General features: G+C 59.2%; 18 protein-coding genes and 3 pseudogenes. 15 read left to right on the plus strand and 6 right to left on the minus strand.

What is annotated here, in order from left to right; translation table 11 throughout:
• Positions 1–167: 167 nt before the first annotated feature.
• The 11 genes and pseudogenes from CK230_RS26300 to CK230_RS26345 all read left to right on the plus strand — a co-directional run bounded on the left by CK230_RS26300 (position 168) and on the right by CK230_RS26345 (position 11,737).
• Positions 168–2,168: a class I tRNA ligase family protein gene (locus tag CK230_RS26300; protein ID WP_095796146.1), complete on the plus strand. Its 2,001-nt coding sequence runs from the start codon at positions 168–170 to the stop codon at positions 2,166–2,168.
• A 349-nt stretch (positions 2,169–2,517) separates the two neighbouring features.
• A complete protein-coding gene (locus CK230_RS34050) occupies positions 2,518–2,643 on the plus strand; it encodes a hypothetical protein (RefSeq protein ID WP_280952412.1) in 126 nt (41 codons plus the stop codon).
• A 282-nt stretch (positions 2,644–2,925) separates the two neighbouring features.
• Entirely contained in the window at positions 2,926–4,080 is a 1,155-nt protein-coding gene (locus tag CK230_RS26305; RefSeq protein ID WP_176480221.1) for a TlpA disulfide reductase family protein, read from the plus strand.
• Between the two features lie 772 nt (positions 4,081–4,852).
• Entirely contained in the window at positions 4,853–5,056 is a 204-nt protein-coding gene (locus CK230_RS26310) for a CCE_0567 family metalloprotein (protein ID WP_027033222.1), read from the plus strand.
• Positions 5,053–5,370 (plus strand): ferredoxin III, nif-specific, encoded by a 318-nt coding sequence (gene fdxB, locus CK230_RS26315; protein WP_095796059.1) that lies wholly within the window; start codon positions 5,053–5,055, stop codon positions 5,368–5,370. Before CK230_RS26310 ends, fdxB begins: the two co-directional genes overlap by 4 nt.
• Before the next feature lie 38 nt (positions 5,371–5,408).
• Positions 5,409–5,729 carry an exopolysaccharide production repressor protein gene (locus tag CK230_RS26320; RefSeq protein WP_095796058.1) on the plus strand — a complete coding sequence of 107 codons (321 nt, stop codon included), beginning with the start codon at positions 5,409–5,411 and terminating at the stop codon, positions 5,727–5,729.
• A 63-nt stretch (positions 5,730–5,792) separates the two neighbouring features.
• Positions 5,793–6,086, plus strand: a pseudogene (locus tag CK230_RS33725) (ATP-binding protein); the annotation flags it as partial.
• 1,395 nt (positions 6,087–7,481) lie between these two features.
• A complete protein-coding gene (locus tag CK230_RS26330; protein WP_245330183.1) occupies positions 7,482–8,126 on the plus strand; it encodes a hypothetical protein in 645 nt (214 codons plus the stop codon).
• Between the two features lies 1 nt (position 8,127).
• Positions 8,128–9,144 (plus strand): S8/S53 family peptidase, encoded by a 1,017-nt coding sequence (locus CK230_RS26335; RefSeq protein ID WP_245330182.1) that lies wholly within the window; start codon positions 8,128–8,130, stop codon positions 9,142–9,144.
• A gap of 350 nt (positions 9,145–9,494) precedes the next feature.
• Positions 9,495–10,325, plus strand: a complete 831-nt coding sequence (locus CK230_RS33245) for a S8/S53 family peptidase (protein ID WP_245430069.1) — start codon at positions 9,495–9,497, stop codon at positions 10,323–10,325.
• Positions 10,326–10,723: 398 nt separating this feature from the next.
• Positions 10,724–11,737 carry a 1-aminocyclopropane-1-carboxylate deaminase gene (locus tag CK230_RS26345; protein WP_095796142.1) on the plus strand — a complete coding sequence of 338 codons (1,014 nt, stop codon included), beginning with the start codon at positions 10,724–10,726 and terminating at the stop codon, positions 11,735–11,737.
• Positions 11,738–12,453: 716 nt separating this feature from the next.
• Here CK230_RS26345 and CK230_RS26350 read toward each other — a convergent pair.
• The 6 genes from CK230_RS26350 to CK230_RS26380 all read right to left on the minus strand — a co-directional run bounded on the left by CK230_RS26350 (position 12,454) and on the right by CK230_RS26380 (position 16,353).
• Entirely contained in the window at positions 12,454–12,657 is a 204-nt protein-coding gene (locus CK230_RS26350; RefSeq protein WP_141246102.1) for a hypothetical protein, read from the minus strand.
• 923 nt (positions 12,658–13,580) lie between these two features.
• Positions 13,581–14,318 (minus strand): 7-cyano-7-deazaguanine synthase QueC, encoded by a 738-nt coding sequence (gene queC, locus CK230_RS26355; protein WP_095796055.1) that lies wholly within the window; start codon positions 14,316–14,318, stop codon positions 13,581–13,583.
• A gap of 4 nt (positions 14,319–14,322) precedes the next feature.
• Positions 14,323–14,676, minus strand: a complete 354-nt coding sequence (queD, locus tag CK230_RS26360; RefSeq protein WP_095796054.1) for a 6-carboxytetrahydropterin synthase QueD — start codon at positions 14,674–14,676, stop codon at positions 14,323–14,325.
• Positions 14,673–15,308, minus strand: a complete 636-nt coding sequence (gene queE / locus CK230_RS26365) for a 7-carboxy-7-deazaguanine synthase (RefSeq protein ID WP_095796053.1) — start codon at positions 15,306–15,308, stop codon at positions 14,673–14,675. The genes queD and queE overlap by 4 nt, the downstream gene beginning before the upstream one ends.
• 236 nt (positions 15,309–15,544) lie before the next feature.
• Positions 15,545–16,027 carry an iron-sulfur cluster assembly scaffold protein gene (locus CK230_RS26375; RefSeq protein WP_245330181.1) on the minus strand — a complete coding sequence of 161 codons (483 nt, stop codon included), beginning with the start codon at positions 16,025–16,027 and terminating at the stop codon, positions 15,545–15,547.
• 5 nt (positions 16,028–16,032) lie between these two features.
• A complete protein-coding gene (locus CK230_RS26380) occupies positions 16,033–16,353 on the minus strand; it encodes an iron-sulfur cluster assembly accessory protein (protein ID WP_095796140.1) in 321 nt (106 codons plus the stop codon).
• Between the two features lie 978 nt (positions 16,354–17,331).
• Here CK230_RS26380 and ectB point away from each other — a divergent pair.
• The 4 genes and pseudogenes from ectB (at position 17,332) to istB (ending at position 22,079) form a co-directional block, all read left to right on the plus strand.
• Entirely contained in the window at positions 17,332–18,591 is a 1,260-nt protein-coding gene (ectB, locus tag CK230_RS26385) for a diaminobutyrate--2-oxoglutarate transaminase (RefSeq protein ID WP_095796051.1), read from the plus strand.
• Positions 18,581–19,423 carry a hypothetical protein gene (locus CK230_RS26390; RefSeq protein ID WP_176480223.1) on the plus strand — a complete coding sequence of 281 codons (843 nt, stop codon included), beginning with the start codon at positions 18,581–18,583 and terminating at the stop codon, positions 19,421–19,423. Before ectB ends, CK230_RS26390 begins: the two co-directional genes overlap by 11 nt.
• Positions 19,424–19,693: 270 nt before the next feature.
• Positions 19,694–21,264, plus strand: a pseudogene (gene istA / locus CK230_RS26395) (IS21 family transposase).
• Positions 21,234–22,079: pseudogene (gene istB / locus CK230_RS26400) on the plus strand (IS21-like element helper ATPase IstB). The pseudogenes istA and istB overlap by 31 nt, the downstream one beginning before the upstream one ends.
• The last annotated feature ends 31 nt before the right edge of the window (positions 22,080–22,110 follow it).

Here is a 22,110-nt window from a genome sequence, read left to right on the forward strand (position 1 = left end):
GCCAAATTTCTACTGGCGCGCAGTCTTCGCCCGCCTGTGGGCTAGAGCCGGATTGTTCTCGCGGGGGCCGCCAACCGGTCCGGGCTGCCGCCTCTCTTCGCAACTTGCAACAGAGGCTGTTGCGTTCGCAGCCGAAGATACCACTGCTTCAACGGCTGAGCTTCGTCATGCGCAAATACAGGTTTTCTCGAACGGAGCTGTCGCGTGCGTTCGGTATCGACATGGCCACGCTTGGAACGGGAAGCGCGGGCACCGGGTTTTCATTCGGCAAGGTAGCACCGGGGGTCACATCCGAGCCTCATCGGCACGACGAAATCGAGGCCTTCGTAGTCCTGTCTGGGGTGGGCAAGGTCAGGACCGACCTTGGGGAAACCCCGGTCAAAGCCGGCGACGTCGTTCTGTTGCACCCCTTTGAAGCGCATGTGCTGTGCAACGATGGGGACGAAGACCTAGATTTCGTCGATATCTATTGGCGCGACGGCAAGGCCGCCCTCGAAGCTGCTGCACAGGTCGCGACTCCCCGCAGGCCGATCTTCGTCTTCTCCACGCCGCCGACGCCCAATGGTGATCTGCATCTGGGGCATCTTTCAGGCCCGTATTTTGGCGCCGACGTGTACACGCGTTTCCTGCGCATGAATGGGGCCGAAGCCTACCACCTGACTGGGAGCGACGATCACCAGAGCTACGTCGCCACGCGTGCCGGTGCCGATCAATCGACGCCCGCAAAGGTGGCGCGCCACTACGCCGACGAGATCAGAGCCACGCTTGCGCTTCTCGACTGTGAGGTTCACAGCTTCCTGCCCACGTTGGGGGATGACGCTTACGCAGAGTTTCAAGCCACGTGTTTCCGCACTCTTTTGAGCAGCACGGCGGTAGATCTGCGCCAGAGCCCTGCGCTATTTGATGCAGTGACAGGCGATTACCTTTACGAACCGGATGTAAGCGGCCTCTGCCCCGATTGCGGCGGCTCCACTAGCGGCAACATCTGCGAGGAATGCGGCGCGCCGAACTTATGCCATGACTTAGGTGCAGTCCGGTCGCGGCACTCGGCCGAGGCGCCGGTGGTCGGCTCCTTGCGCCGTCCCGAACTTGCGCTGGATCGATGCTACGACAAGATCGACCGGCATTTAAGGGCGTCGGGCGCTCCCGCTCGGATCATGGACCTCTTCGCGCGTGTACGCCAACGTGGCGATTTTTCCGTGCCCATCACCCACCCCTCGGACTGGGGCCTGCCGGCCGAAGGGCTCCCGGGGCAGGTGATCTGGGTTTGGCCGGAGATGGCTTTCGGATTCCTTTACAACATCCAGGCGCTAGCTCGCTTGCTGGGGCGCGACTGGAACGCGGCGATGCCAAGCAATGACTGGCAGATTGTCCATTTCTTCGGCTTCGACAATTCCTTCTACCACGCGCTACTTTATCCCGCGCTTTACGCTGAGGTGTTCTCCCACTGGACGCCGCGTATCCGGTATCATGTGAACGAGTTCTATCTGCTCGACGGCCAGAAGTTCTCGACCAGCCGCGGCCATGCGGTCTGGGGCAAAGAGGTTCTGGGCCCAAAGACAGTCGACGCCGTGCGGCTTCATTTGGGCCTGACACGCCCGGAAGGTGAGCGGACGAACTTTACGCTAAACGCGTTACGCCGCACCGAGAACGAGGTGTTCCAAGGGACCTGGCTGAAATGGCTTGATGCGCTTCACCGGGAAATCAAACAGGACTTTGGCGGCTGCGTGCCCGACGCAGGCGACTGGTGTCCCGCCGATCGCGCTTTCTTTGCTCGGATAGAGATCCATCGCGCGGCGATGGAACGCGCCTATTCGGATGATGGCTTCTCGGTCCGGCGCGCGGCCGCGCAGGCCTGCGATTTCGTGCGCGATTGCCTGATCTACCGTCAGGCGCAAGACTATGCAGCGGCGCGACGTCTCTATCCCTCCCGCACCCGGACTTCGCTCGCGCTTCAGGCTACAGCCGCTGCGATCCTGGCGCAGACACTCGCACCGCTGATGCCCCGATTTGCCAGCACGCTTGCGAGAGGCATCGGCGTCTCAACCGAAAAATGGCCTGCGTCCGTCCGGCCCCTTCCGCCAGGGACGATCTTTGATATCGGACCCGTACTGGGGTTCTACGCGAGATCCGACAATCCTTTGCTCAATGAACCGAAGGTCTTATGACCCATCCGAATCTTGACGAGATCTGCGCGGCGTAACCCGACATCTCTACGGGCCGCCACCAGACAATTGAGACCAGACTGGCCCATCTGGAGCCTCCGATTCAGCGAAGCGGTCGCGAATGCCCGCAGCAGCGGGTGGTCTACGCAGGAAACCTGCAATGCTTCCAAAGCTCTTTCACGAAATATCGGCTGGTGAATGCGGGATCCGCCGTCTAGCGAAACATCATAAGCGGTTACGGCGGCGGCTCGCAGTCGACGCGCTGGGCCTCACCGCCTCACCGACCCGGCCCTAGAAGGAAGGCTCAGCCATCAGCAGGCCAGGACGCAGTGGCTGCAGGCGGGAGCCGGTCGTGGAGATCGCCCGCGCACTTTCGACCGGCCCCGAAATGATGCTGTTAGACGGCTCGACGCCAAACATTGCCGCAGGCGAGACAGCCAAGCTGTCTTCGGTCCTCAAGCGTGAGAAGCGTGAGTGATGCGTGTCGAAAACCAGACAGCGGCAGGAAACATGTTGGGTTCAAAACAATCGGCCATCTTCGACGCTCAAAGGTTTTCCGAGCTAACCACACACTTACCACTTGCTAAGCGGGCTGGCACGACCTTTGCTGATTGAGATGCGGCGACAATGGGTGAGGACTAGCCGCATGCGAACGCGCAAGACGAGTGCTGGTCACCGAGCCGGTTTCTTCCATTTCTGAGAGGAGAACCGGCTCGTCCGAAACGCCCGAAAGGTGTGAGAATAGACTTTGGAGAACAACATGGTGTTGCGTAGGGAGTCCCCGGCTCCTCCGATCAAAGTGGACGACTGGCTGCGTGGCGAGCCCCTCGCCAACTTTCACCCCGGCAAGGTGTACCTCCTAGAATTTTGGGCGACTTGGTGCGGACCCTGTGTGGCGGTGATGCCCCATCTGACGCAACTGCAGGAGAAGTATCAAGACAGCGGATTTGAGGTCATCGGAGTCGCAGCGAGGGAACAGGGCCCGACCGCGGAGGAGACGCGGACTAGCTTGGATGCTTGGCTGACAGAGAGGTTCCCGAATCTGAATTATCGTATCGCGTTCGATTACACAGGCGAAATGAATAGACTGTGGATGGAACCCAGTTCATCTCTCGGGATTCCCGCCTCGTTCTTAGTCGACCGCGACGGCCACATCGCTTTCATAGGACACCCGGCGGAACTCGATGACGTTTTGCCGAAAGTTCTCAACGGCAGTTGGCGCAACAGCGATCAAGCTCAACGCGCCGATGCAAGGCGGATCGCTACTAACCAAGGCACGGCGCGCGAACTAGCGCTGACCGGACCGATTTACGCCAAGCTTCAGCCGGCGATGCAGGCCGAGGATTGGACGGCGGCACTCTCAGCCATCGAAGAAGGCCTCGCCTTAGTGCCCGATTATATCGGGTTCCGAGAAACGCACGCGGATCTACTGCTTCACAAGCTGCGCGACATGCAGACCGGCTTGCCAGCCATGCGCCAGTTGGTCCAGGACGCCATCGACAAAAAATTCGAGGCCGTCTCTTGGATGGTCATGGCCCTGAACCAACTCTTCGATCCCGCGATGGACAACTCTCATATCCCCCGTGCTGAACGCTTCGCGATGGGCGACGAGCTCTCGGAACAGATCCTGACACTGAATCCCCCGCACGGCGAGGGGCCTCTTAAATTCCGGTGGTACGTCCCGGTCGCTCAGTATTATTACGAGAGCGGCAACAAGGATCGCGCGATCGAGTTGATCGACGTGGCGCTGAAATCTCTGGGTAATCCAGGGACGATGCCGGACCATATCAAACAATACTACCTTACCCCATTGCTCCAAGCCCTGGCCAACTACACGGATGAGAACGCATGCTCCGGGGGTCTTTGCGTGGTTCCGCAAAACAAGGCTCCTGAAAATCAAAGCGCAGTCGCCTGAGAACGAAGAGACGACAAGTGAAGACGAACCCTGGTCAATCCGCCAGTTTCTGCGGCGCGCCCGCAGCAAGTATGTCCAGGCAGCGCAGGGGTCAATCGTTTGCCCGAGGTCAAGGCTCGAACCTTAGTGACCTCTCACCGGATCGGCGCGGAATAGATGTTCGAGGCGAATTTGGCCTATCGTGGAAGACGTCGCGATCCGGGACGGGGTCAGCCCAAGGGATGGCGTGGGATCGGCCCGGCCAGGTCGGACGTCGGGTGCGCAACCGGGCCCGGAGTTGGCGTACCCGAAAGCAGAATTCGAGCCCTGAAATCGAGGAAACCAAATGTCGCACGCGGCGCATGGCCCTGCCGTCACAAGGACGGCGAGGCCCTTGCCCGCCCGTCCGCCTCCCGCGGTTGTCCGTGCTCTCCTTCCATGGCTCACGCCAAGGGAAATCGGACACCGGGCTGCTGGCCAATTTCATCATCACCAAGGCACTGCAGCGGAATATCCGATCATTGGCGATCGGGATCCGGACCTGCTGGGCGGCTCGATCGAGGAGCGCTCAGACGTGATGACATAGTCAACAACAAAAATGAAACCGAGCTTCGGGCGCGTGCTTTTCATGGTCGGGCAGTTCGCCGGTCTGTCGAGGCATCTATCGATTCGGCTTCGAGACTCTCCGGAAACTCGCGGATACCGGGGGCGAAACTGGTCGGCGATGCGACTGCAGCTATTGCCTACCGGGACGTGGCGCGGGCGTGAAGAAACCGATTTTCGAGGAAGGATCATGTCAAATCTGGATGAGATGGCGAAAAAAGTCCGAAAGCTTCAACTGCGCGCGGCAATCGCCAAGACGAATTTGCGCGACCTTGCCGAGGGTCTCCCGGTCAAATGGATTGAGATAGAGGAAGTCGCCGAGAAAACGCACGCCGTTTACGCCGAGCTGGATGGTGCCAGGAGAGAGCTCGCCAAAATGAAGACTTTGCGATGAGGAGCACATTCATCAGCCGGGACGGCTCCTTATGGGTGCCGCAATACCTGACAGCTATAGATGGCAAGATCTGTATTGGCTGCGGCCGCTGTTTCAAAGTCTGCTCGCGCGAGGTCATGCATCTTTATGGCGTCGATGACGCGGGTGAAATCCTCGGCGCCTGCGACGACAGTGACGACGATTTCGATGGTGAGCTCAATCGCATGGTCATGGTTGTCGACCATGCCGGCCGCTGCATTGGCTGCGGAGCCTGCGGCCGCGTCTGCCCAAAGAACTGCCAGACCCATGTCGCGGCCGACCAGATCGCAGCATGAGCTGCACGATTTGACGAGACAAAATCAGGAGAACGGCATTGCGTTTCATCACCTTTTGTCGGCTCGCCGGGCTGGTCCTGTGCGGCAACGCTGTGACGGTTTACTTCGCCTCGCATTCGTTCCGTCTAGCAGTCATCACGACGCTGGGCAGTTCGCTACTTCTTCAGCTGGGCTATTTCGCAAGTGTGCTCTTTCTGATTTGGCGATCCAGCTGCGCTGGCAAAGCCGGGCAAGGGGCTGAGCTTTTCGATAGGGCCGAGGAAGTTCGGTACCAGTCGCGTGACGATGAGCATATGAATGAAACCCAAGATGTGCCACAGCGCAATCAAACGCTCGGCATATCGCTGCTCCTCCCTTGAGGCGCCGTAACAAGATCAGAGCTCAGATTCGTCACTTTGTTTCAAGTTGATTATCGAGGTCAGGAGCACCAAAACGGCAAGCGGGGACGCATCGCTGACTACCTCACTGGCCTTCGTCGTCCTCGACGACTCGGCTATGTCCCCTTCGCTCGCACCAGCGGGCAGTTTCTCTTCCATTTCATAAGTCTGTTCTACGAACGCACGTCCATCATCGTCACCACCGACCTGGCATCCGGCGAATGACCCAGTTCTTTGCCAGCGACGCAAAGATGACACGGCGCTGCTCGACAGGCCCACCCATCACTGCGAGATCATAGGGCCGGAAACGTATCCTGGCGCTTCAAGAACCGCGCCTGACGCCCCCACCGCCCAAACAATCCGCGCTCGCCGGGGCTGCGCAACCCGACCAGCTCCGCCCGGCGAGCGCTCCTCGTCGCGCTTATGCAAGCGGGGGCTATAAGTTGACGCAGGGGTCAAAGTTCGGCGCCGATTCTCAGGTCTCCGCTATGGTGCGTCGCAGAACAGCTGTCCGCATCCTCGGCGACATCGCCGTACCGCCGTTCGAGCTATCGGCATTGCCATGTCGTGCGACGGTCCTGCTGTCGCCCGCTCGCCGTCTCAGGCGAGGATATCTTTCACCCTACTTACCTCCGTGCCGAGGCGACCTGGCCCGCGATGTTTTCGAAGCACCGCCTGAGGTGCGCTCGCGCGCCTCATCCTCTAAGTCTGGGCTAAGCCGGAAAAACGCGTCTACCCTCGTTCTTCGTGCGCTCGCCGGCTTACTTGCTGGGCGTAACATCGCGAGATCGTGATTGGCCACGGCGCGTCCATGCCGATCGTGGCGATCGCGATCAACTGCCCCGACCGCATTCGCCGCGCCATCTCTCGTGGCTGCACCCTCCCTCTTGAATTGAAGCTACAGACAGTTGCGCTTGAAAAAAGCGACATCCGCCCGTCCGTCAGCCGGCGAACAGTTCGGAGCTAAAACCCGGTCACCACCAGTTCGCCAGGTTGAACTGGCAGCGAACGGCCTTGCGGGTGCGCTCTGGTTCAGGCGCAGGTCGATGCCGAGAGGCCCGTTCGGCATTGTCCGATAGCCGACAATGTCGGGTACGCAACGAAGAGGAAGCTGACTCTCGGGTGTTTTTTAGATGCTTTTTGGCTTGGCACGGTACATGCTCGCTATTGCGCAAAACGCACGGATTGAGTGGTCCCACCGCCACGAAAGTCGCTAGCTTACGCCACCTCCCAAGGCGAAGCCGGCCCGGCAGAGAGCTCCGTCACTGCCGGGCATGCCTTTTCAGACGTACTCGCGTTCAGAACTTCAAATTAGGCGACGCAACGCCCGGCTGAAGAGGATCGCGTCGAATGAAAAATGATGGCCGTTGCGAGGCTCTCCGATGCATGGCCGGAGCGAGAAGGGAGTGTTGCCCATGCGGGTGGGTTCACACTCAGCGTGGTCGTCGACATCCGACAATTGTGTCGGCTTTGTCGGTTTGACGACACAGCCTTGGTTGGCCGGCATCTTGGAACGTTTTTGTCTAAGCCGCTGATAACAAACATACAATTGGTTCCCTTCCCCCGTCATCCAGATTGGCATGAATTACGCTTAGTTCCGTTGAGAGGGCGGGAGCAGCTTGCCAGGGAAGAGCGAAGAGATGGCTCGACAAAATTGAAGGACGGGGGATCACAGATTTGTTGCGAATGAATACGTTGCCCGCTGGCGGCCCTGCGTCTGCGGCTAGAGCCTCCGTGCGGTTTGAAGATGCGGCGAGGGACTTCAGTACGCGTGTCGATTACATGATTTGCTCGCGGGTCCAACAATGGGCGCTGCAGATGTGCATACGGTTGGCGAGCTACGTCCTGTTCGTGATGGCATTCTTCGTCAGCGCTATGACAGCGAACGGACAGGAGACCAGCCTTGTCGGCATTTATCAGGGTTCGGAGCTAACCGCGGCCGCCAACCATCTGGGACAAGGCGGATACGAGCTGTCGGGTGGTACCAAAGTGTCTTTCGACAAGTGGTACCACAGCAAATGGATCGACATGCGATTTGAAATGTTGACGCAGCTGTCGGATGATTTCGGTCTCCTGTGGGGCGCGAGCACCGGCCAACGCGCCGAAAAGGTCCGAATCGACCCAAGTGTGAAACTCGGCTTTATTCTGCAAAAGCGACCGACGCCGTCCACGACGCTTTCTCTCACCGTCAGTTCGATTTTGGGCGGGAATCTGACGGAACGACCTTGCACGGCTGACTATGGCGCCGTCGGCGGCTTCCATACAGTGAATTGCCGTCTGGCCGCCTCGCAACTGCGGCCCTCGGACACGTTGAAATACATGACAAACCTGGAGCCAAGCCGATGGAAACTAGACCTTCGGTTCAGGGGTGAATTTTAGCATGGTGAAAGGCAAGGCCGTAAATTTCGTTGATGAAGAACAATCAGATAGGAAGTTGATTATGCACAAAACACAATTGTCCCCGGTAGGACTCGTTGCCAGTCTTTTCATGGGCCTGCTGACGGCACCCGGTTTTGCTGGTGATCTCGATGCCGGTGTCAGCGGCAAAGGAACGACCGCTACTCCAGCCGCGGAAAGCAGTAGCTCGGGCTGTCCACAAAATGCCGACGGCACGTTTTGCTGGATGAGCCCGGATATTGGTGAAGCATGGACATCAGGCTTTATCGGTTCCGGCGTATCGATAAATGTCATAGATGATTTCAAGGAACAGCCATTTGATGCAGACCTCGGTCGCGGCACGCAGAGGCAGCGACATGGAGAGTGGGTCGCTGAAATTGCCGGCATGGTCGCCCCTGGCGCAAACATATTCAAGTATGACTATCTCGAGGGGTCTTCGATCGGGCTGCAGGACGGCCTCAATATCATCAATGCGAGCTACCGCATCATAGAGCCACTGAGCCAGCATCCGCGCGAGCAGGCGATCGTCGATTCCGCCTGGGCGGGCACTGCCATCGTCACAAAGAGTGCCGACAACCGCAGCAACGAGGTAGGTAGGCCGCACGAAGGGGATTTCGATGAGCTAACCCTCGGGCTGATCGGGGCGCCAACGGCAATCTTCGTGGGTGCGCTCGACCATAATGGCACTCCCGGGAACAAGACGCGGCTGGCCCGATACTCGAATTATCCCGGCTCAAACCCCGAGGTGCGGAACCAGTTCCTGACCGTGGGTGTCGAGGGTGACAAGACTGGCCTATACGGCACGTCTTATGCGGCACCTGTGGTTGCAGGCTATGCCGCCATCCTTGGCAGCAAGTTCACGTCCGCAACTCCGACACAGATTACTAATCAGCTGCTGGATACAGCCAGGACCGATACGCTCGTCGACTACAATCCGGCGACTTACGGCCGCGGCGAAGCCAGTCTTTCGAGGGCGCTGGCACCCGTTTCGATTCACTAGACTGCCACCCTGCCCTCATGCGTCCGAACGTGGGTGGATCGCGGCGCCCAGGCGGTGAATTGCCGTCCGTGGCGTCGCTGCTCCGGCCGGCGGACACATTGAAATACCTGGCGAACGCTCATCTGAACCTGCTGAACATCGGTCTCTGGTTCCGAGGTCGTTCTACCCATGGTGAAATGCTTCGTCTTGTTGATGACGAACAGTTCAAACAGGAGAGTTGAATGCAGATAAAGCGATTGTTGCCGGTGGCGTACCTTGCCAGTCTTGTCCTATGGACGTCGGCACCACCCGGTTTCGCCGATGACCTCCAATCCAGGCTCGCCGGCGATGGCGGGGCTGCGAGGCCAGCCATGGACGGCAGCAGCTCGCGTTGCCCACAAAATGCCGACGGCACCTTTTGCTGGATGAGCCCGGACGTCGGCGCAGCATGGGCCTCGGGTTATAATGGGTCTGGCGTGTCGGTAACTATCATAGATGACTTCACAGGTAACATGGGACAGGTGGGGGATCTCGGCCATGGCTCCCAATGGCGGCGACATGGGCAGTGGGTCGCTCAAGCAGCCGGCATGGTCGCGCCTGGCGCAAACATAACCGAGCTTGACTATTCGGAACAAGTTCCGCTCACGCTGAAGCAGGGCCTCAATGTTATTAATTTGAGCTATGGCCTTGAGGAACCAGTGAGCGGGTACCGGCTTGAGCAGTCGATTGTCGATGCGGCTCGGGCGGGTGCTGCGGTCTTCACAAAGGCAGCCGGCAACGGGTCCGTAGCGGTAGATACCATTGCCGATGGGGATATTGATTTCCTTGCTCTCGACCTGATTGGGAAGCAATCGGCAATTTTTGTGGGTGCGCTAGAGCGCAATGGCACTCCCGAAAACAAGGCAAAGCTCGCCTCCTATTCGAATTACGCCGGTTCAGATTCGGAGGTGCAGAACCACTTCCTGACGGTGGGTGTCGAGAGCGACAAGACTGGCCTAACCGGAACGTCTGTCGCGGCATCTGTGGTTGCAGGCTATGCCGCCATCCTTGGCAGCAAATTCACGTCCGCAACACCGACACAGATTACCAATCAGCTGCTGGATACAGCCAGGACCGACACGCTCGTCAACTATGATGCGGCGACTTACGGACGCGGGGAGGCCAGCCTTTCGAGGGCATTGGCACCCGTCTCGATCAGGTAGACGAACACGTCGAGAGCAGCTGAAACTTCTGTGAGGCGTTGAGCGCCACAAAATCGCCTCGCAGAACTCGGCTCGGCAACTGTGCGGTTCCTGCCGGTCCAATCGCAAAAAAGAAGCCATTGCTTTTTTATCGAAGTCTTTTGATTTGGATCTGGCTGCGCTCGCAAAGCCGGCAAAAACGCAGATGCCGACCGGGTGTCGTCGTACGTTTCCGAGGCGATGGTCGCCTCATCGCAGCATGCCGACATGTTCATCGCTTCGTCTCAATCGCGAGGAAAGCGCTGGAAATCCCCAAGGCTCGGATGGGGGGTCGAAGAGCGCGGCCGACCAATCCCAGCAGCGCTTATGAGACGAGTTTGCGTGGCTATTTCAGCTGAATGATCATCGCCGGAGAGAATATGCTGGAAAAATTCGAGCGTTACCCGCTCACCTTTGGACCCACACCCATCGAGAAGCTCGACCGGCTCGGCGAGCATCTGGGCGGCAAGGTGGACATCTACGCCAAACGCGAAGACTGCAACTCCGGTCTGGCGTTCGGCGGAAACAAGCTCCGCAAGCTCGAATACATTATCCCCGAGGCGATCGCATCGGATGCCGATACCCTTGTCACCATCGGGGGCGTGCAGTCCAACCACACGCGCATGGTCGCCGCCGTTGCCGCCAAGATCGGCATGAAATGTCTTCTGGTTCAGGAGAGCTGGGTTCCGCATGAGGATGTCGTCTACGACCGGGTCGGCAACATTCTCTTGAGCCGCATCTTGGGAGCAGAGGTGCGCCTGGTCGACGAGGGCTTTGACATCGGCATTCGCCACAGTTGGGAAAAAGCACTCTATGAGGTCAAGGCGAGGGGCGGCAGACCTTATGCGATACCAGCGGGCGCATCTGTTCACCCGAATGGCGGACTCGGCTATGTCGGGTTCGCCGAGGAGGTGCGCGCCCAGGAGAAACAGCTTGGGTTTGCCTTCGACTACATCGTCGTTTGCACTGTCACCGGTTCAACACATGCCGGCATGATCGTCGGGTTCGCCGAGGACGGTCGACGGCGCAACGTGATTGGTATCGATGCCTCCGCCACGCCTGCAAAGACAAAGGCGCAGGTGCTTCGTATTGCCCAACATACAGCGATGCTCGTTGAGCTGGGAACGGACCTCGTCGAGGCCGACGTGGTGTTGCTCGAAGACTATGCGTATCCGTGTTACGGCATTCCGTCCGAGGAAACCAAGGAAGCAATCCGCCTGTGCGCTCGGCTCGAGGGTATGATTACCGATCCGGTTTATGAGGGCAAATCGATGCAAGGGATGATTGACCTCGTCCAGAGAGATTTCTTTCCAGGGGGATCGCGCGTCCTCTATGTCCATCTCGGCGGCGCGCCGGCGATCAACGGTTACGGCTACACCTTTCGCAACGGCTGACGCTCGACAGGTCTCGATGTGCCGTGTCTGCCGTGACAGCGCTGCGCCAAGTTTGTCCGATGGCCGTTGGGAAACCCTATGGGCTGATAACTGCCGCCACGACGTGGTGGTCGTGGCGCTGGCATGCTTACCAGTTTTTGCCTGTGCTCAATGTGGCCTGGAACCGCATAAGGGACAGCAGACATGGCCGTTTAACTTTTTTGTCATTTAGCGGATGTAGCACTGATCGCCATGAATTTGATAAATTGCAAACCACGGAAGTGTCGCGCAGGCGCTGAGGCATCTACTTGATCAGGTACGGAAGCTGTGACCAAGCGTGCTCGAGTTGGTCGTGCTCGGCGAGCACATCGCCGGACACCCTGGCGCGGAGGTGAACTGGGCCAGCATGGGCGGGGGAAGAGGCGTCCCCCGCGAGCGTGACAACAGGCAGGTCGATATCCGGCGTAACGGCTTGACGAGGGCTTGCTTATATTGCGAGCGTCGACCAGGCCTCGTCCCTTCATCTGTCTTGACCGAAACAGCGCGTTCAGCCGGCGCGCGTAGCCTTCGCGGATTCGTCCATCTGGCGCTCTTTTAGCACTCGTGCGGAGCAGGGTTTGGGTTTACGACTTCACCGAGCCGCTCTATGGGAAGGGGCGCGCGAGGGGAGGCGACGATGAGATCGAGTTGTTCCCCCCATTGCCTCTAAGTAGCTCTGAAGTGTCGACAGTCACATATCAGCCCTGCTTATCCCTCTTCGAGACCCAAGGTGGTTGATCTTGAGGGTCGGAGACAATCTCTGCCTGAGCCTTCCCAGCCACACGGCTCGACTCGCCGAAGCTCTCGACACCTGCATCCTCTAAACCTTCGAAACGCGCCTCGATACGCTCCCGACACTCCTCGGGGAGGGCTGAGATCACGTCAAGCTTGCGTTCCATCATTTTCTTCTCTTCTTCGCCACCGCGGGCGGTTGAGATCTCCCCCTGCAAGCGTTTGTTCGATGGTGTGCTGATTGTTGGCCCGGAACGGGAACTCGCATCGAGCCATTGCCATCGCCCGCGCGCTCATCCGCGACGGCGGGCGCCGCCGCTACTTCAAGCGACAACGAGCGCACTGCTCGATCATCCCACATTATTGCGAGATTATCGAAATCGGACATGAATCCTGGCGCTTCAAGAACCGCGGCTGATCACCACATAGTCCAAGACGATCCCGCGCTCGCCGGGCTCGCAACCCGGACCAGCTCCGCCCAGCGAGCGCTAAGCGCGACGCGCTGCAGGCAATTTTTTGCCGGGGATATTCGCTGCGGCTAAGCAAGATACCTTCTCAAAGCAAAACTGGCTTATTATCGGTGTAGCACCGACAAGGTGCTCTACTGGGCGCATTTGCAGGGCGCGATTGACAAATCCTTCGAGTGGGCCGACCTAGGCCAGAGAGCGATATCCGCAACATCCCTTCGCCGCAGGCGCCTGACCCGCCCGGCTTACACAGGCGCCGGCATCGAGGTCGTCATCCGTCGCTTCAATGAATGGTGCGGCCATGCTGGTTATGGACGTGCATGGACGATCTCCACATAAGGGCACGCTGGGGCATCAACCGCCTCTCGTCGAAACCACACAACCTCTCCTTTTTCTCGGCAGTACGCTCCACGCCCAATCCGACCGGGATCAAGGATCACAACCGCAGCCTCCTCGCCATGGTGCTGCCAAAACAGCACCACGCGAACGGCGAGTCATCAAGGTCAATGATATGGAACAGCCCTTCGAAACGGCATCGAAGGGGCGTACCTGGTCGTGCTGAACACCATCATGAGAAGGAAACGATCTGTGGAGCAGATTGCCACCGTCGGCCTGGATTCGGGCGCTCACGCCAATTCATGGGAGGCCAAGGGTGCCTCTTTGCAGGATCGGAATTGCTCCCATCCTGCTGCGCGAAGATTACACTCAAAGCAGGTCCCGCAACCGAATCCCCAGCTATGCCGATGCTCGCGGTCTCCGCTATAACAGGTGTGACTTTCTTCGCAGATGAGCTTCACCAGCGGCTCGCCGCCCAGCGAATCCGCCAGCGCCCAGGTCTGCGCCTTGTCCAGCCGCATAAGGGGTGTGTGAATGACGAAACGCGTCTCCATTCCAAGGTTCAGGGCAAGTTGCATCGCTTTAACTGCGTCATCTCGACAATCCGGGTAGCCGAAACGATCCATCTCGGACACGCCGATCACGAGGTGTTTTGCGTCGATCCGGTAAGCTATCGCGGCCGCAAAGCCGAGGAACAGAAGGTTGCGGCCAGGCACGAAGGTATTTGCTAGACCGTTCGCGTTCACTGCGAACTCGACGTCGCGCGTGAGCGCGGTATCACTGATTTGGCCGAGCACGGTCATGTCAATCATGTGGTCCTCGCCTAGTCGTCCACCCCAGGCCGGAAAGTCTTTTCGAATGCGCCCGAGCAGGTATGGCCGCACATCGAGCTCGATCCGGTGCTGCTGCCCATAGTCGAAGCCGATTGTCTCGACGCGCTCGAAGTTCTCCAGCGCCCAGGTCAGGCAGGTTGTCGAATCCTGCCCGCCGGAGAAAAGGACCAGTGCGGTTCCCGAATCTCGTTGCATCAGGTCAACCCTCGTATTCAGCCCAGCACAGCGGCGTCTCATAGACCGTTACCGAGCACATCTGGCCAATAAGCGGCTTAGTTTGGTTCCAGATCCAGACTGCAATGTTTTCCGCGGTCGGATTATCGAGACCCTCAATCTCATTCAGATACTGATGGTCGAGACGTTGCAGAAGCGGTCCGAACACAGCCTCAACATCGAAGAAATCGATGACAAACCCCGTGTCTGGATCGACAGGCCCTTCCAGGCGCAGTTCCACACGGTATGAGTGGCCATGCAAGCGGTGACAGCGGTGGGTCGCTGGCACGCGCGGAAGACGGTGCGCTGCCTCGAAGGTGAACACTTGCGTAATTTTCATGGGATCCCGAGAAGCTTGTGGGTTTGCAGGCTCAAGCGCCAACGTGGGTTGGCAAGACAATAGGCCACTGCGGCGGCCGTATTCGCATCGCGCTCGGGCCCATCCATTGGCTGAAGCAAAAGGTGCTCAAACGAGAGAACTTCGAAATGTTCGGGCTCCGCGCCAATCTGAGGGTATACAAGCTTTAGCTCGTCCCCTGCCGTGACCACGAGGCGTGCATTGCATTTCGGACTGACGCACAGCCAGTCGATGCCGGCGAGCGCGGAAATGGTACCGTTGGTCTCAACGGCAATGTCAAACGCCAAGGAATGCAGCGCTTCCAGGAGTTGGTCATCGACCTGGAGGAGGGGTTCCCCTCCGGTGAGCACGACAAGACGCTGCCCAGGTCCCGACCCGCGCCAGGCTTGCTCGACCGCCAACGCAAGCTCCCGTGCGGTGGCAAAATGTCCGCCACCGGGGCCATCTACCCCAACGAAATCAGTGTCGCAGAATCCGCAAAATGCTCTTTCCCGGTCGCCTTCACGTCCCGACCAAAGGTTACAGCCGGCGAAACGACAAAATACGGCAGCCCGCCCGGCATTTCGTCCTTCGCCTTGGAGAGTGTAGAAAATTTCCTTGACCGCATATGACATTGCTTAAGCGGCCTTCGAGTGAGCAAGGGAACATCTCTGCCGGCTTCTGAGACGTGGCAAAAGGTGGGAAATGTCCCGCCGCACGCTTTTCAGCTCGTTCCACCGTCGGGGCCCGATGCGGAAAACCCACACGCCCGAACTCCACGCGGAATCAGATTTCAGCGGGGGAAGGCTGTGGGGAAGGGTCTCTGGTTCCTCGAAGCCTATTACTACGAGAAATGCCGCTATCACGTCGCTCATGGTGATGACGCCTTGACGAGGACCAGGCGTGAGAATCCTGGCGTCTCCTCGAAAGCCTGCCTCACAGCACGGAAGAACTCGCTCATCAGCCGCAAGCCGCGCTCCAGAATGAGGCTGTCGAGCGATGAGTATGTCGTGTCCGGCGGCATGGCGCCGAGAAAACCCGCCATGTCCTCATCGGCGATCTGAAGGGCTTCATCGATGGTCTTGCCGACGATGAATTCGGCAAGCGACGAGGAAGCGGTAATGTCCGAGCCGCGGCCGAAGGTCTGGAACGTTGCGGCGGAGATGGTCTGCGTCTTACGGTCGAAAGCCATCGTCAATTTAAGCCCATCGCCGTAGGCGACGGCGCCGACCTTGCCGGCCGCTTTGGGGATGTCCAAAGCGCCGACATTGTTGGGGTTGATGAAATAGACCTTGTCGCTGATGAGGTAGACGTTGTCGGTATCATCCCGCACGGCGCCGATCCTTGTCGTCATGGCGCCTAGCCGAAGGACTTGCCGCAGGCGCATTTGTCCCGCGCATTGGGGTTGTCGAATACAAAGCCCGAGGACTCCAGGTTCGTCACGAAGTCAACGGTCATGCCGGCGAGATGGGACTGGGAGCTTGCGTCGATGAACACCTTGACCCCGTTCGCCTCCATGATGGCATCCCCCTCGCGCGAGACGCTTTCCAGACCCATCTGGTATTTGAGCCCGGCGCAGCCGCCCGGCTCGACCATGATGCGAAAGCCTTCCGCCGGTTCGTCGGCGCGGGAAAGCGCGGCCTTGACGGCGGCGACAGCGTTTTCAGTGAGTGTGATCATCGGATTCTTCCTGATGCATTCGCAAGCCACGCCGCACAGAACGTGCCAGAGTGGAAATTGGATTAAAAATAACGGGTTGGCTGATTTGACCCCCTGTCTGACATCCAACAATTGTCGGATATCGGACAAACTGAAACCTTGCGTACAAAAAGCGGCATCGGACAAATCGCCAGTGTCCGCCTGAGCCAGCCTGCGTTTTCGATCATACGAATGTGGACCGGGGTGGGAACATTTAGTCGTGCCGCGCTCCAAAAGCCCCGCCGTCGTCCCCACCGGTGCGGTGGCGAACACCGTGGTTGTCGATGCCGCTTCGATCGCGCTTTCTCGAAGCAGGCGCCTTCTGCGTCACCTCATGGGTGGCGAACACAACTCGCGTGCTCGGCCCGTGGCCGCAGTGCGGCCGTCAGCTAGCGAGGGCCGACTGAGGCATTGTAAATGCCGTCCAGCCGGGCGGGCCAACGCGCCGCCCAGGGAACAGCCCAATCACCGGCATGGCAGCCAACGGCTCCGATTAGAGGCCGCGGTCAGCTCCAGTTCTATCGCAAATCTGGCTCGTCCGCGTTCCAAAACGAAATTCGAGCGAGCACCGGTCTCGCCGTCACATCGAAGGAGAGAAATCGCTATCTGTCACAGCTACTCGTGGGCAAGGATCCCGTCCCGCCGCCACAGAGAAATACCCAAGCATCGTGGTTTCAATCATGCTGGAAATCCGGGGCGGTTATGTCATTGGCCCCGCCAACAACGCCGCCGATAGAGTAGCCGCAAGGCGGGTACCGACTGTCCGCTATCGCTATCGAAAGCGTTGCAACAGATTCGTCAAACAAGTTTACAGACTCTTTGCGAATGCAAGTCGCTGACCATGCTATGTTCCTTTGAGTCCGAGATTGGCCGTAGCTAATCGTCCAACTCAACGGTTTGGAATGCGTGAACATAGAACCTGCAACGTTGATTGCAAGCCGCATACAGAGAGGGCCTTTAATGGATATCGACATTTTTGCAGCTTACGAGTCTAACGTTAGTCGCTATGGACGGTCGTTTCCAACGGTCTTTAAAAAGTCACTTGGGGCGACAATCTGGGACGAGGCCGGCAAGCCCTATATTGATTTCCTTGTAGGGTCGGGCGCGCTCAACTACGGTCATAATAACCCGGGTATCATGGCTCCGGCAATCGAATATCTCGCCGAGCAAAATATTGTCTTGTCGCTTGATATGTATACAGCCGCAAAGCGTGATTTCATCAAAGTTTTTGTCGAGTCGATCCTGAAGCCTCGGGGCCTTTCTTACAAGATACAGTTTCCTGGACCGACGGGGACAAACGCTAACGAAGCGGCGTTAGCGCTGGCGCGAAAATACACCGGCCGCTCAAGTGTCATGGCCTTCACAAATTCGTACCATGGCATGTCGCTCGGCTCCTTGGCGGTCTCGGGTTCAGCGTCTACCAGACAGCTTGGCGGCGTTGCTCGCCACGATGTAATCCGCGTCCCTTACGAGAACTATCCGAACCAAACTTTCGATTCCGCGAGTTACATTGACCACGTGCTGGGCGACCCAGGCAGCGGGATAGAAAAGCCGGCCGCAATCATCCTGGAGCCCATCCAGGCAGAAGGCGGCATGAACACCGCATCAGCACCATGGCTCTCAGAAATTCAGCGCATTTGCCGTAAGCACGATGTTGTTTTCATCGTCGACGACATTCAGGCAGGTTCGGGACGAACGGGCGATTTCTTCTCGTTCGAGTTCGCGAAAATCGAGCCTGACATCGTGTGTCTTTCAAAATCGCTAAGCGGTTCAGGCAATCCGTTGTCCATAGTTCTGATTCGCCCCGACTTAGACATATGGAAGCCGGGAGAACATAGCGGGACCTTTAGAGGCAATAATCTCGCCTTCGTGACTTCCGCGGCCATGTGCACAATGTGGTCCGATAGGCAGTTCACTACAGCCGTCGAGCGGACGGCCGTCAAACTGCAAGAACACCTTGATCGCCTCGTTGCGAAATTTCCTAATTCCATTGAACAGAAGCGCGGCCGCGGTCTGATGGCCGGCCTCAAGTGCCGTTCACAGGCCCTTGTCGGCCGTGTGCACGATGTCGCGTTCGAAAACGGCCTGCTGATCGAATCCTCGGGGCCAAATCGCGACGTCATCAAAGTCCTTCCCCCGATAACCATCTCAGATGACGAACTCGATCACGGCATTGCCATCCTCGATCAGGCCCTACAGGAGAAAACCAATGGTGAGTAATAAAGTACCTCAATCGCCGGCCATCTCGCCTCTTACGATCAAAGAACGAACCGGCTCGATCAGCACTGCGGAAATCATTTCGGTCCTGAAAGGTGAGATTACGGCTCTGCATATCAAGCAAGCTTTCAGCAGCGAAATAGCCGACGAGATCACCGCGAATTTTTTTGCCAGTCCCGGTCTTAACGAGCGCAAAGATGGTGTCCCCGGACAATATGTCGGCGCTTCCCACTATAGGAAGGATGCAGCCACCTACTTCAGGCAGGCGGAAAATGCACGGCCGCACGTTGAGGCCCTTTTTGGCTATTTAGTTGACCCGGTCCGAGCAGTATTCGAAGCACTGAAGCGCGAGCTTCACAAGCAGGGCATAGAATTGCGGCTGGCCCGTTCAGAACATGGTCAGGCTAACGTCTGTCGCGCTCTCAGTTGGTCTGGCAGCGGCACATTTTCCTTGGACCCCCACGACGATGTCGCTCAAGTCCTACGTGCCGGGAACGATTACGAGCTCTCTGCGGTGGCGCACAACACCGTCGCAGCGCTCAACTTCTATCCCAGTATGCCTGAGGAAGGTGGAAACCTGAGGCTCTGGAGTCACAAGCCGACAGTCGCGGATCGAAAGTCGCAGGGTTTGGAGACCACGGGATATCCCTACTCCGCAGCCTATCTCGAAGCGGTACCTAGCCGCGAAATCCAGCTCAAGGCCGGGGATATCGCCCTTCTTGATGGCGGTTTCGTTCATGGGGTCAGCGGTCAATCAGGCAACGGAAAGCGTCGCGTTCTGCTGAACAACTTTTTCGGGTTTGCGCGGCCGAATCTTGTTCTCTGGTGGACCTGACGGGGCAATCGACTGCGAGCCGGCTTCCGCCGCAGTTAAGGCGTAAGCGGTGTTACGAATCCAGAACTGTTAAATGGATGCCGACCATGTTGCATCCATAGGAGTAACCCTTCTTGAGATTAGCTGCGTGTTTTGGGGTGATGGCACTGATTGCGGAGGATGATGGGCGCGCGTTTCGCGCAATGATGGGCAGCATTTTTGCGGGATAGTAGGCGGGTCTGGTCGGCAGACTAACGATAGCATCCCTTCTTAAATGAGGGGAGGGGCGAAATGCCGACGGAACGACTTGCCAGCGCCGAATACGGGTTGTTTTGCGACTGAAATTTGGCCAAGGGCTGAGCGAGCGGGCGTTTGCCGCGTCACTCGGTCTGGCAAGGGAAACGTCGGCGCCTTTGTCCTGCGGGCGCGGCAGGCCGGACTGGGCTGGCCCTTGCTGGGCGGTCTTGATGACGACGGCCTGGAACTCCCTCTGCTTCCGGCGTCGCCGACGGTGCCGGATCCGGATCGCCCGATCCCGGATTGGGCAATGATCGATCGAGAACTGCGGGGCCCCCGGGTGACCTGGATGCTGTTGTGGGAAGAATACCGGGCGGTCCATCCAAACGGCTTTGCCTATGCCTGGTTCTGCCCCCACTTCGATGCCCGGAAGGGCCGCGTTCGCCCGACGATGCGGCAGATGCATGTGGGTGGCGAGAAGGTCTTCGTCGACTTCGCCGGCGACGCGATCGGCCAGATCGACCCGGTGAGCGGCGAGGCGCGGGCGATGAAGCTGTTCGTTGGGGCGATGGGGGCCTCGAACCACACATATGCCGAGGCCATCGCCACCGAGGGGCTGGAGGACTGGATCGGCGCCCATGTCCGCATGTTCGCCTTCTTCGGCGGCGTGCCGAAGGTGGTGGTCCCTGACAGCCTCAAGGCGGCGGTGCTCAAGGCCGACCGCTTCGATCCCGGGCTGAACCGCACCTATGCCGAGATGGCGGCGCATTACGGAACGGCGATCCTACGCACCCGACCACGTCGGCCCAAGGATAAAGCCAAGGTCAAGGTCGCGGTCCAGGTGGCTCAGCGTTGGATCCGCGCCCGGCTGCGCAATCGCCAGTTCTTCTCCCTGACCGAACTGAAGGCGGCGATCCGGCGGCTGCTGGACGAGTTGAACATGCGCGTCATGCGCGGCTCCGGCGCCAGCCGCGCTGATCTCTTCGGCACGCTGGATCGGCCGTATATGCAACCGCTGCCTGGAGACCCCTATGTGTTTGCGCGCTGGAAGCGCTGCCGCGTCGCGCCTGATTACCACGTCGAGGTGGACAGTTCGTGGTATTCCGTCCCCTTCAGTCTGATCCGGCAGGATGCCCGGGTCTGGGGGGCCATCGTCGAGATATTCCATAGCGGCCGCCGGGTGGCCACCCATCCCCGCTGCCCTGGCAGGCGCAGCCATGTGACGCTGCCCGCGCATGCCCTCCGCGCATCGCCGCCATGCCGAATGGACCCCGGCCCGGGTACTGGCGACAGCAGCAAGACTCGGCCCGTCCGTCATGTCCTTCTGCGAGGCGGTGATGGCTGATCGTCCTCACCCGGAGCAAGGCTTCCGCACCTGCCTTGGTGTTCTGGCCCTGACCAGGAGCTATGATGTGGCGCACCTCGATGCCGCCTGCCGGCGGGGCTGTCGATCCGCGCGCGCTCCGTCGCTTCGATCCGCTCGATCCTTCGGACCGATCTCGACGGCCTTCCTGGACGAGGTCCCCGAGAAGCGCCCTCTGCAACAAGCCAATATCCTTGGCCAAGGTTACTATCATAAAAAGGAGACTGACCCTTGCGGAGTCACCCCACCTCCGAGCAACTGATGACGCTCGGCCTGACCGGCATGGCCAAGGCGCTGGATGAACGGCGTCAGGCCCAGACCACCTTCGAGCCGCTCGGCTTCGAAGACCGGCTCGGCCTCCTGGTTGACCGTGAAGCCGCGGACCGCGACGCCAACTGCCGGATCGCTCGGCTGAAGTCCGCAGCCCTCCGGCAGTCGGCCTGCGTCGAGCATCTCGATTTGCGCACCGCGCGCGGCATTGACCGCGCCATTATGGCCCATCTGATCGACGGCAGCTGGATCCAGCGCCACGAGAACCTGCTCATAACCGGCTCGACCGGCCTCGGCAAAAGCTGGATCGCCTGCGCTCGGCCACAAGGCCTGCCGCGATGGCCGCGCCGCCGCCTACCCTCGCATGCCGCGCCTGTTCAAGGCGCTCGCCATGGCCAGGGGCGACGGGCGGCACGCCCGCATACTCAAGGCCATCGCCCGCGTGGAGGTGCTGATCCTGGAGGACTGGGGCTGTCGGTCCTGACCACCACGGAAAGACGCGACCTGCTGGAAGCCCTCGAGGATCGCTATGCACGCGGTTCGACTATTGTCACCAGCCAGTTGCCCGTCGATCACTGGCACGAAACCATCGGCGACCCGCCCCTCGCCGATGCCATCCTCGACCGGCTCGTCCACAATGCCGACCGCCTCACCCTCTCAGGTGAAAGCCTGCGGCGGCGCGGGGCAATCACGAAACCACTTTACCAAACCCCCAGGCCTGACTCCATGCAATCGTGGACCAGCCGTGCCCGCGACTGCGAAATGGCTGCCCACGATCGCGTGAAACACGTGCCCGAGATCGCGTGAAATCGCCGCCCACATTCCGCCAAATGCGCAG

Origin of the sequence: Mesorhizobium sp. WSM3859, from assembly GCF_002295065.1 — a bacterium.
Taxonomy (GTDB): Bacteria; Pseudomonadota; Alphaproteobacteria; order Rhizobiales; family Rhizobiaceae; genus Mesorhizobium.

Excerpts from the sequence above, each read along its gene's own strand:
- CK230_RS26300 (WP_095796146.1), top strand. The coding sequence starts at position 168 with ATGCGCAAATACAGGTTTTCTCGAACGGAGCTGTCGCGTGCGTTCGGT.
- CK230_RS26305 (WP_176480221.1), top strand. The coding sequence starts at position 2,926 with ATGGTGTTGCGTAGGGAGTCCCCGGCTCCTCCGATCAAAGTGGACGAC.
- CK230_RS26310 (WP_027033222.1), top strand. The coding sequence starts at position 4,853 with ATGTCAAATCTGGATGAGATGGCGAAAAAAGTCCGAAAGCTTCAACTG.
- fdxB (WP_095796059.1), top strand. The coding sequence starts at position 5,053 with ATGAGGAGCACATTCATCAGCCGGGACGGCTCCTTATGGGTGCCGCAA.
- CK230_RS26335 (WP_245330182.1), top strand. The coding sequence starts at position 8,128 with ATGGTGAAAGGCAAGGCCGTAAATTTCGTTGATGAAGAACAATCAGAT.
- CK230_RS33245 (WP_245430069.1), top strand. The coding sequence starts at position 9,495 with ATGGACGGCAGCAGCTCGCGTTGCCCACAAAATGCCGACGGCACCTTT.
- CK230_RS26345 (WP_095796142.1), top strand. The coding sequence starts at position 10,724 with ATGCTGGAAAAATTCGAGCGTTACCCGCTCACCTTTGGACCCACACCC.
- CK230_RS26350 (WP_141246102.1), bottom strand. The coding sequence starts at position 12,657 with ATGATGGAACGCAAGCTTGACGTGATCTCAGCCCTCCCCGAGGAGTGT.
- queC (WP_095796055.1), bottom strand. The coding sequence starts at position 14,318 with ATGCAACGAGATTCGGGAACCGCACTGGTCCTTTTCTCCGGCGGGCAG.
- queD (WP_095796054.1), bottom strand. The coding sequence starts at position 14,676 with ATGAAAATTACGCAAGTGTTCACCTTCGAGGCAGCGCACCGTCTTCCG.
- queE (WP_095796053.1), bottom strand. The coding sequence starts at position 15,308 with ATGTCATATGCGGTCAAGGAAATTTTCTACACTCTCCAAGGCGAAGGA.
- CK230_RS26375 (WP_245330181.1), bottom strand. The coding sequence starts at position 16,027 with ATGACGACAAGGATCGGCGCCGTGCGGGATGATACCGACAACGTCTAC.
- CK230_RS26380 (WP_095796140.1), bottom strand. The coding sequence starts at position 16,353 with ATGATCACACTCACTGAAAACGCTGTCGCCGCCGTCAAGGCCGCGCTT.
- ectB (WP_095796051.1), top strand. The coding sequence starts at position 17,332 with ATGGATATCGACATTTTTGCAGCTTACGAGTCTAACGTTAGTCGCTAT.
- CK230_RS26390 (WP_176480223.1), top strand. The coding sequence starts at position 18,581 with ATGGTGAGTAATAAAGTACCTCAATCGCCGGCCATCTCGCCTCTTACG.